Raw genomic sequence first — 8,179 nt, forward strand, 5'->3', positions numbered from 1 at the left:
CGCCCCGCCCGCGCGAAGCTGAGCGAGAGGGCAGGGCCAGGCGATGGCAAGCGTCTCCGTCGACGAGGCGATGCGTCGCGCGATCGAGCTAGCGGCGCGCGGGCTCGGCACGACCAGTCCCAACCCGGTGGTCGGCTGCGTGCTGTTGGACATCGACGGCGAGGTGGTCGGCGAGGGATTCCACGCGTACGCCGGCGGCCCGCACGCCGAGATCGTCGCGCTGGCCCAGGCCGGTCACCGCGCCAAGGGCGGCACCGCTGTGGTCACCCTGGAACCCTGCGACCACACCGGCCGCACCGGCCCGTGCAGCCTCGCGCTGGTGCAGGCGGGAGTGGCCCGGGTCGTCATCGCCGTACCCGACCCCAATCCGGTCGCCACCGGTGGCGCCGCGACGTTGCGCGCCGCCGGGGTCCAGGTCGACCTGGGGGTACGCCGGACCGAGGCGGAACACGGAAATGTGGCCTGGCTGACCGCGATGCGCCGGGGCTGGCCGTACGTGATCTGGAAGTACGCCGCGACGCTGGACGGGCGCTCGGCGGCGGCCGACGGCACCAGCATGTGGATCACGTCCGAGGCGGCCCGGATGGACGTGCACGCGCTGCGCGCCACTGTCGACGCGGTGCTCGTCGGCGTGGGCACGGTGCTCGCCGACGATCCCCGGCTGACCGTACGCAACCTGCGCGACGGCAGCCTGGCCATCCGGCAGCCGCTGCGGGTGGTGGTGGACTCGGCCGGGCGTACCCCGGCCGACGCCCAGGTCCGCGACGGCGCCGCCGCCACCTGGATCGCCACCGCCGACGAGGTGGGCGCCGGTCCGGACGGCGGGGTGGACCTGCCGGCGTTGCTCGCGGCACTGCACGCCCGGGGAGTGCGCGCGGTGCTGCTGGAGGGCGGCCCGCGGCTGGCCGGGGCGTTCCTCGCCGCCGGCCTGGTCGACCGGGTCGTCGGTTACCTCGCCCCCCGGCTGCTCGGCGCCGGACCCGCCGCCCTGGTCGACGCGGGCGTGACCACCATCGCCGAGGCCATCGATCTGGAGATCACCGACGTTACGCAGGTCGGTCCCGACCTGCGGATCACCGCGTCGCCCCGAAAGAGGGAGGGCTAGGCATGTTCACCGGCATCGTCGAGGAACTGGGCGAGGTCGTCGGGGTCACCCCGACGGCGGAGGACTCGGCTGTGGTGGCGGTCCGGGGCCCGCTGGTCGCCTCCGACGCCCGGCACGGCGACTCGATCGCCGTGAACGGCGTCTGCCTGACCGTGGTCGACGTCGACGGCGGGGTCTTCACCGCCGACGTGATGGGCGAGACGCTGCGCCGTTCGGCGCTGGCCGCGCTGCGTACCGGCGACCCGGTCAACCTGGAACGCGCCGCCGCGCTCGGCAGCCGCCTCGGCGGCCACCTGGTGCAGGGCCACGTGGACGGGGTGGGGGAGGTGCTCGCCCGCGAACCCGCACCGCGCTGGGAGACCGTCCGGTTTCGGCTGCCCGCCGCCCTGAGCCGGTACGTGGTGGAGAAGGGCTCGATCACCGTGGACGGTATCTCGTTGACCGTGGCTGAGGTCGGCGACGACTGGTTCACCGTCGGGCTGATCCCCACCACGCTCGCGCTGACCACGCTCGGTGCCCGGGCCGTGGGCGACCCGGTCAACCTGGAGGTCGACGTGCTGGCCAAGTACGTCGAGCGACTGCTCGGCGCGGCGTCATGACCGGCGCGCTCGGCTGGCTGCTCACCGCCGAGGTCCACCTGGCCGGCTCGCCGGTGCTGGTACGCGAGATCGTCGGCAACGTCTTCGGTCTCGGCTCGGCGCTGCTCGGCCTGCGCCGGCTGGTCTGGGCCTGGCCGCTGGGCATGATCGGCAACGCGCTGCTGTTCACCGTCTTCCTCGGCGGCGCCTTCGCCACCCCGCAGGCCCACGACTTGTACGGGCAGGCGGGCCGGCAGGTCTTCTTCTTCGCCGTCAGCGTCTACGGCTGGTGGCGCTGGAGTCGTACCCGCCGGCTCGGCACCGCAGCCGACGGCGCGGCGGTGACGCCCCGCTGGGCCACCGGCACCGAGCGGCTGGGGCTGCTCGCCGCCGCCGTGCTCGGCACCGCGCTGGCGTACCCGGTGCTGGCCGCGCTCGGCTCCTGGGGTCCGCTGCCCGACGCCTGGATCCTCACCGGCAGCCTGCTGGCCACCTACGGGATGGCCCGCGGCTGGGTGGACTTCTGGCTGATCTGGATCGCTGTCGACGTGGTCGGCGTGCCGCTGCTGCTGCGCGGCGGCTTCTACCCGTCGGCTGCCATGTACCTCGCCTACGGCGCGCTCTGCGTCTGGGGGCTGGCCAGCTGGTGGCGGACCTCGCGGGCCAGCCGCCCGGTCACACCGACCCCGACCTACGTGGAGGCCACGGCATGACGGGTTCCTTCGACAGCATCGAGCAGGCGGTGGCCGACATCGCCGCCGGCCGGCCCGTCGTCGTGGTCGACGACGCCGACCGGGAGAACGAGGGCGATCTGATCTTCGCCGCCGAGCTGGCCACACCGGAGCTGCTGGCCTTCACGGTGCGGCACACCTCGGGTTTCATCTGCGTGCCGCTGCCCGAGGCCGAGTGCGACCGGCTCGACCTGCCGCCCATGCACCACACCAACCAGGACCGCCGGCAGACCGCCTACACGGTGACCGTGGACGCCCGGGAGGGGGTGAGCACCGGCATCTCCGCGGCCGACCGGGCGCACACCATCCGGCTGCTCGCCGACCCGGCGACCGGCCCGGCCGACCTGGCCCGACCCGGGCACGTGGTGCCGCTACGGGCCCGTCCGGGCGGGGTGCTGCGCCGTCCCGGGCACACCGAGGCGGCCGTCGACCTGACCCGGCTGGCCGGGCTGCGGCCCGCCGGCGTGCTCTGCGAGCTGGTGAACGACGACGGCACCATGATGCGCCTGCCGGACCTGGAGAAGTTCCGCGCCGAACACTCGTTGACCCTGATCACCATCGCCGACCTGATCGCCTACCGGCGGCGTACGGAGAAGCAGGTCGAGTTGGTCGCCGACGCCCGGATGCCGACCGCGCACGGGGTGTTCCGGGCGCTGGGCTACCGCAGCGAGTTCGACTCGGCCGAGCACGTGGCCCTGGTGATGGGCGACCTCGGTGACGGCCGGGACGTGCTGGTGCGGGTGCACTCCGAGTGCCTCACCGGGGACGCCTTCGCTTCCCAGCGGTGTGACTGCGGACCCCAGCTCAACGCCGCGCTGGACCGGGTCGCCCGGGAAGGGCGGGGCGTGGTCCTCTACGTACGCGGCCACGAGGGGCGGGGCATCGGGCTGCTGCACAAGCTGCGCGCGTACCAGTTGCAGGACCAGGGCCGCGACACCGTCGACGCGAACCTCGACCTCGGGTTGCCGGCCGACGCCAGGGACTATGGCACCGGCGCGCAGATCCTCTACGACCTCGGGGTGCGCTCGATGCGGCTGCTGACCAACAACCCGGCGAAGCGGGCCGGGTTGGAGGGCTACGGGCTGACCATCACCGGGCGGGAGGGCCTGCCGGTGCGCCCGCACCCGGAGAACGTGCGCTACCTGCGCACCAAGCGGGACCGGATGGGACATCTGTTCGACCAGCTGGACGAGGTGACCGAGGCCCCGATGGGCCGCCCGGTCCCCGGCGACGAGATCGGAGCGTAGGAACGATGGCGGGTTTCGGTGAGCCGGGTGCGGCTCCGGTCGACGCGGCAGGCTTGACTGTCGGCGTGGTCGCCGCGCGCTGGCACGGCGAGTTGACCGACCACATGGCGGATCGGGCGGTGGCCGCCGCGCAGGCGTGCGGCGCGCGTACCGTGGTGGCCCGGGTGGCCGGTTCGGTGGAGCTGCCGGTGGTGGCGCAGGCCCTGGCCCGCCGCTGCGACGTGGTGGTCGCGCTCGGCGTGGTGGTACGCGGCGCGACCGCGCACTTCGACTACGTCTGCCGCTCGGTCACCGACGGCCTGACCCGCATCGCGCTGGACGAGGGCAAGCCGGTCGCCCACGGCGTGCTCACCGTGGACACCATCGACCAGGCCCGCGACCGCGCCGGCCTGCCCGATTCCACCGAGGACAAGGGCTGGGCCGCCACCATCGCCGCCCTGGACGCGGCCCTGGCCATCCGCCAGGCCGCCGCCTCCGCCAACCAGCGGGTCGGCTTCGGAACCTGACCCACCCCGGGTGGTCAGAGGCGGCCGGCCTCGATGATCCGGGCCAGGAACTGGCGGGTACGCGGCTGGGTCGGCGCGGCGAACACCTGCTCCGGCGGCCCCGCCTCGACCACCCGCCCGGCGTCGAGGAAGCAGACCTGGTCGGCGACGTCGCGGGCGAAGGCCATCTCGTGGGTGGCCAGCAGCATGGTCATGCCGTCGGCCTTGAGGTCGCGGATCATGGTGAGAACCTCGCCGACCAGCTCCGGGTCCAGCGCCGAGGTGACCTCGTCGAGCAGCAGCAGGCGGGGCGAGTTGGCCAGCGCCCGGACGATCGCCACCCGCTGCTGCTGGCCGCCGGAGAGCCGGTCCGGGTAGGCGTCGGCCTTGTCTGCCAGGCCGACCCGGTCCAGCAGCTCCCGGGCGTGCGCCTCGGCCTCGGCCCGGGGACGTCGGTGCACCCGGCGCGGGGCCAGGGTGACGTTGTCCAGCACGCTCAGGTGCGGGAAGAGGTTGTACGACTGGAAGACCAGCCCGATGCGGCGGCGTACCCAATCGCTGTCGACGCCCGGCGCGGAGATCTCCTCGCCGTCCAGCTCGATGGTCCCGTCGTGCAACTCCTCGAGGAGGTTGACGCAGCGCAGCAGGGTCGACTTGCCGGAGCCGGAGGCCCCGATCAGCGCCACCACCTGATGTTCGGCCACGGTCAGGTCTAGTCCGTCCAGCACGACCTGGCCGCCGAACTCCTTGCGCAGCCCCCGGCAGCGCAGCAGAGCGTCCATGCCTCAGCCTCCGGACTGTCGTCGGGCCGCGCGCAGGGTCACCCGGTCGGTGACCGCGATCAGCGGGATCGCGAGCAGGACGAAGAGCACCCCGGCCACGATGTACGGCGTGTAGTTGAACGTCTGGGCGGTGGCGATCTGCGCGGCCCGGACCGCGTCGATCGGCCCGGCCAGGGCGACCAGACCGACGTCCTTCTGCAACGCCACGATGTCGTTGAGCAGCGGCGGGGCCACCCGGCGGACGGCCTGCGGCAGCACCACGTGGCGTACGGTCTGCCGGTAGGTCAGCCCCAGCGACCGGGCCGCCGCGAGCTGGCTGGGGTGCACCGACTCGATGCCGGCGCGGAACACCTCGGCGAGGTACCCGCTGTAGGTGAGCACCAGCGCCGCCCCGCCCAGCACCAGCACCGACGGCATGCCCTGCAACCGCAGGCCAGGGGTGCCGAGGGTGAGCACGTAGAGCACGATGATCAGCGGCAGGCCACGGAAGACGTACGTGTAGCTGGCGGCGAGTGCCCGGATCGGGAAGAAGATCGGCCCGCGCAGGGTGCGCAGGATCGCGATCAGCAGCCCGAGCAGCAGGGCGGCGACGGCGCAGAAGACCAGCAGCCGGACGTTGAGCCAGAGCCCGGTCAGCACCCGGGGCAGTGCCTCCCGGGCGATCTCCGGGTCGAGGAAGGTCTGGCGTACCCGTTCCCAGCCGGGTGCCCCGGTCACGGCGACCGCCAGCAGCGTGCCTACCGCCGCCGTGGAGGCGGCGGCGACCAGGACGCTCAGCACGGTCTGCCGCTGCCGGTACGCGTCCCTCGCCCGCTGGGCGGGCGAGGGAACGTGGTGCAGGGAGGTGCTCACGTGAGTTCGGGTGCTCCCGCGACCTGGGCCAGCCACTGCTGCTCCAGCTGCTTGAGCACCCCGTCGGCGGAGAGCTGCCCGACCGCGCCGCTGACGCAGCCGGTGAGCGGGGAGTCCTTGTCCAGCAGCAGGCCGAACGCCTCCGGCGTACCCACCTGGGGCAGCTGCCCGACGATCACCGCGTCGTCGATCTCGGCGGCGGTGATGTAGAAGGCGGTGGGCAGGTCCACCACCAGGCCGTCGAGCTGGCCGTTCTGGAGGGCCTTCTTGGCGTCGTCGTTGCTGTTGTAGACCTGTGGCTCGACCGTCGGCTTGATCACGTCGGTGATGGCCTGGTAGCTGGTCGTGCCGACCTGGGCGCCCAGCTTGGCGTCCTTCAGGTCGGCCAGGGCGGTCTTCCCGGCGATCTTGGAGGACTTCAGCGCGATGATCGTCTGCCGGACCAGGTAGTACGGCGCGGAGAAGTCGACAGCCTGCTTGCGCTCGTCGGTGATGGAGAACTGGTTGATGTCGAAGTCGAACTCCTTGGGCCCGGGCGCGATGGCGGAGTCGAACCTGACCCGGGTCCAGACGACCTCGTCGCGGGCGTACCCGAGCTTCTCGGCCACCGCGTAGGCCACGGCGGACTCGAAGCCCTCGCCGTTGTCGGGTTTGTCGTCGACGAACCACGGTTGGTACGCCGGCTCGTCCGTGGCGATGGTGAGCTTGCCCGGGGTGCGGGTGGGCAGGCTCTCCTTGGTGCAGGTCGCCGACCCGGAGGGCAGGGGGGCAGGGGTGGCCTGCGGGGTGCAGGCGCCGGCGGCGAGCAGGACGGCGCCGGCGGCCGCGAGGGTGAGGGTGCGCGAGGTGCTGACCATGGCGGACAGCGTACGACCAGCCACTGCCTGCGCCGAAGGGTGTCCCACCATGTTGGTAGGGAATGCTGGTCCCGCCCACCGGTCACAGCCGACCCGGTGCCTGCGGCGACCGAGGGCGACTGAGAGAATCCGATCCCGTGAAGACGTTCGAGGAGTTGTTCGCCGAGCTGCAGGCCAAGGCCGCTGCCGGCACCCCCGGCTCGGGCACTGTCGCCGCGCTGGAGAAGGGGGTGCACTTCATCGGCAAGAAGGTCGTCGAGGAGGCGGCCGAGTCGTGGATGGCCGCCGAGCACGAGGGGCCGGAGCGCACCGCCGAGGAGATCTCCCAGCTGCTCTACCAGGTCCAGGTGCTGATGCTCGCCAGCGGTCTGGAGCTGAAGGACGTCTACCGACATCTCTGAGTGCCCCCGCCGTCGACCTGACCACCGATCGAAGGAGCACTCCGTCATGCTGCGTGTCGCCGTACCCAACAAGGGCACCCTGGCCGAATCGGCCGCCCAGATGCTGCGCGAGGCGGGTTACCGCCAGCGCACCGACCCGAAGGACCTGGTCTGCCGGGACGAGCCCAACGACCTCGAGTTCTTCTACCTGCGCCCGAAGGACATCGCCACCTACGTCGGCTCCGGTGACCTGGACGTCGGCATCACCGGCCGCGACCTGCTGATCGACTCGGGCGCGCCGGCCGAGGAGGTGGTCGACCTGAACTTCGGCCGGGCCACCTTCCGGTTCGCCGCCCGCGCGGGCGACGTCGACGACGTACGGGAGTTGGGTGGGCACCGGATCGCCACCGCGTACCCGGGGCTGGTCGAGCGACACCTGGCCGAGCTGGGCGTCAAGGCGGAGGTGATCCGGCTCGACGGTGCGGTGGAGAACGCCATCCGCCTCGGCGTGGCCGACGTGGTCGCCGACGTGGTGGAGACCGGAGCCACCCTGCGCCAGGCCGGCCTGGTGGTCTTCGGCGAGCCGCTGCTGCGCTCCTCGGCGGTGCTGGTCCGCCGCACCGGCGCGACGCCGCACCCGCAGGCGGAGCAGTTGCTGCGCCGGCTGCACGGGGTGCTGGTGGCCCGCCGGTACGTGATGCTCGCCTACGACGTGCCGGCCGGTCTGCTGGACCGGGCCAGCTCGCTGACTCCCGGCATCGAGTCGCCGACGGTCTCACCGCTGCACCGTGAGGGCTGGGTGGCGGTGCAGGCCATGGTGCTCCGCGACGACGTGCACCGGATCATGGACGAACTCTACGAGCTGGGCGCCCGAGCGATCCTGGTCACCAACATCCACGCCTGCCGGCTGTGAGAGCGTCCCGGGCGGCGGTCGCGCTCGCAGTGGTCGGCCTCGCTGGCGCCGCCTCGGCCGGGCAGGCCGCGATCAACGCCGAGCTCGGGCAGCGGGCCGGCAACGCCACCCTGGGCGGGGTGGTCAACAACCTCGGCGGAAGCCTGGTGGTCCTGGTCGGGCTGCTGGTGCTGCCGTCGATGCGGACCGGACTGGTCGCCCTGCGCCGATCCGGCCTGCCCTGGTGGTCGTACCTGGGCGGGCTGGGCG

General features: G+C 72.8%; 11 protein-coding genes. 8 read left to right on the plus strand and 3 right to left on the minus strand.

What is annotated here, in order from left to right:
• The first annotated feature begins 43 nt into the window (after nucleotides 1-43).
• The 5 genes from ribD to ribH are packed head-to-tail and all read left to right on the plus strand — an operon-like array spanning nucleotide 44 to nucleotide 4,167.
• Nucleotides 44-1,105 carry a bifunctional diaminohydroxyphosphoribosylaminopyrimidine deaminase/5-amino-6-(5-phosphoribosylamino)uracil reductase RibD gene (gene ribD, locus C1I93_RS02930; protein WP_111241641.1) on the plus strand — a complete coding sequence of 354 codons (1,062 nt, stop codon included), beginning with the start codon at nucleotides 44-46 and terminating at the stop codon, nucleotides 1,103-1,105.
• Between the two features lie 2 nt (nucleotides 1,106-1,107).
• Entirely contained in the window at nucleotides 1,108-1,704 is a 597-nt protein-coding gene (locus C1I93_RS02935) for a riboflavin synthase (RefSeq protein ID WP_111241642.1), read from the plus strand.
• The gene (gene pnuC, locus C1I93_RS02940; protein ID WP_111241643.1) at nucleotides 1,701-2,396 is read left to right on the plus strand and encodes a nicotinamide riboside transporter PnuC; all 696 of its coding nucleotides are present in this window, start codon (nucleotides 1,701-1,703) and stop codon (nucleotides 2,394-2,396) included. Before C1I93_RS02935 ends, pnuC begins: the two co-directional genes overlap by 4 nt.
• A complete protein-coding gene (locus tag C1I93_RS02945; protein WP_111241644.1) occupies nucleotides 2,393-3,661 on the plus strand; it encodes a bifunctional 3,4-dihydroxy-2-butanone-4-phosphate synthase/GTP cyclohydrolase II in 1,269 nt (422 codons plus the stop codon). The genes pnuC and C1I93_RS02945 overlap by 4 nt, the downstream gene beginning before the upstream one ends.
• 5 nt (nucleotides 3,662-3,666) lie before the next feature.
• Nucleotides 3,667-4,167, plus strand: coding sequence for a 6,7-dimethyl-8-ribityllumazine synthase (gene ribH, locus C1I93_RS02950; protein WP_111241645.1), 501 nt, complete (start codon nucleotides 3,667-3,669; stop codon nucleotides 4,165-4,167).
• Nucleotides 4,168-4,181: 14 nt separating this feature from the next.
• On the opposite strand, the gene C1I93_RS02955 is transcribed toward ribH, so the two are convergent.
• Genes C1I93_RS02955 through C1I93_RS02965 form a run of 3 tightly spaced genes read right to left on the minus strand, consistent with a single transcriptional unit; the run spans nucleotide 4,182 to nucleotide 6,637 of the window.
• Complete coding sequence (locus C1I93_RS02955; RefSeq protein WP_111241646.1) at nucleotides 4,182-4,928, minus strand: amino acid ABC transporter ATP-binding protein; 747 nt, start codon at nucleotides 4,926-4,928, stop codon at nucleotides 4,182-4,184.
• A 3-nt stretch (nucleotides 4,929-4,931) separates the two neighbouring features.
• On the minus strand, nucleotides 4,932-5,780 hold the full coding sequence (locus C1I93_RS02960; protein ID WP_223256207.1) for an amino acid ABC transporter permease: 849 nt from the start codon (nucleotides 5,778-5,780) through the stop codon (nucleotides 4,932-4,934).
• Nucleotides 5,777-6,637, minus strand: coding sequence for an ABC transporter substrate-binding protein (locus C1I93_RS02965; RefSeq protein ID WP_111241647.1), 861 nt, complete (start codon nucleotides 6,635-6,637; stop codon nucleotides 5,777-5,779). The genes C1I93_RS02960 and C1I93_RS02965 overlap by 4 nt, the downstream gene beginning before the upstream one ends.
• Nucleotides 6,638-6,774: 137 nt before the next feature.
• Here C1I93_RS02965 and C1I93_RS02970 point away from each other — a divergent pair, with 137 nt between their 5' ends.
• The 3 genes from C1I93_RS02970 to C1I93_RS02980 all read left to right on the plus strand — a co-directional run.
• Nucleotides 6,775-7,038 carry a phosphoribosyl-ATP diphosphatase gene (locus tag C1I93_RS02970; RefSeq protein WP_013732805.1) on the plus strand — a complete coding sequence of 88 codons (264 nt, stop codon included), beginning with the start codon at nucleotides 6,775-6,777 and terminating at the stop codon, nucleotides 7,036-7,038.
• Between the two features lie 46 nt (nucleotides 7,039-7,084).
• A complete protein-coding gene (gene hisG, locus C1I93_RS02975) occupies nucleotides 7,085-7,930 on the plus strand; it encodes an ATP phosphoribosyltransferase (protein WP_111241648.1) in 846 nt (281 codons plus the stop codon).
• A partial coding sequence (locus C1I93_RS02980) for a DMT family transporter (RefSeq protein ID WP_181444989.1) occupies nucleotides 7,927-8,179 on the plus strand: 253 nt, incomplete at its 3' end. The genes hisG and C1I93_RS02980, both read left to right, overlap by 4 nt.

Origin of the sequence: Micromonospora endophytica, from assembly GCF_003236305.1 — a bacterium.
Taxonomy (GTDB): Bacteria; Actinomycetota; Actinomycetes; order Mycobacteriales; family Micromonosporaceae; genus Micromonospora; species Micromonospora endophytica.

Excerpts from the sequence above, each read along its gene's own strand:
- ribD (WP_111241641.1), top strand. The coding sequence starts at position 44 with ATGGCAAGCGTCTCCGTCGACGAGGCGATGCGTCGCGCGATCGAGCTA.
- C1I93_RS02935 (WP_111241642.1), top strand. The coding sequence starts at position 1,108 with ATGTTCACCGGCATCGTCGAGGAACTGGGCGAGGTCGTCGGGGTCACC.
- pnuC (WP_111241643.1), top strand. The coding sequence starts at position 1,701 with ATGACCGGCGCGCTCGGCTGGCTGCTCACCGCCGAGGTCCACCTGGCC.
- C1I93_RS02945 (WP_111241644.1), top strand. The coding sequence starts at position 2,393 with ATGACGGGTTCCTTCGACAGCATCGAGCAGGCGGTGGCCGACATCGCC.
- ribH (WP_111241645.1), top strand. The coding sequence starts at position 3,667 with ATGGCGGGTTTCGGTGAGCCGGGTGCGGCTCCGGTCGACGCGGCAGGC.
- C1I93_RS02955 (WP_111241646.1), bottom strand. The coding sequence starts at position 4,928 with ATGGACGCTCTGCTGCGCTGCCGGGGGCTGCGCAAGGAGTTCGGCGGC.
- C1I93_RS02965 (WP_111241647.1), bottom strand. The coding sequence starts at position 6,637 with ATGGTCAGCACCTCGCGCACCCTCACCCTCGCGGCCGCCGGCGCCGTC.
- hisG (WP_111241648.1), top strand. The coding sequence starts at position 7,085 with ATGCTGCGTGTCGCCGTACCCAACAAGGGCACCCTGGCCGAATCGGCC.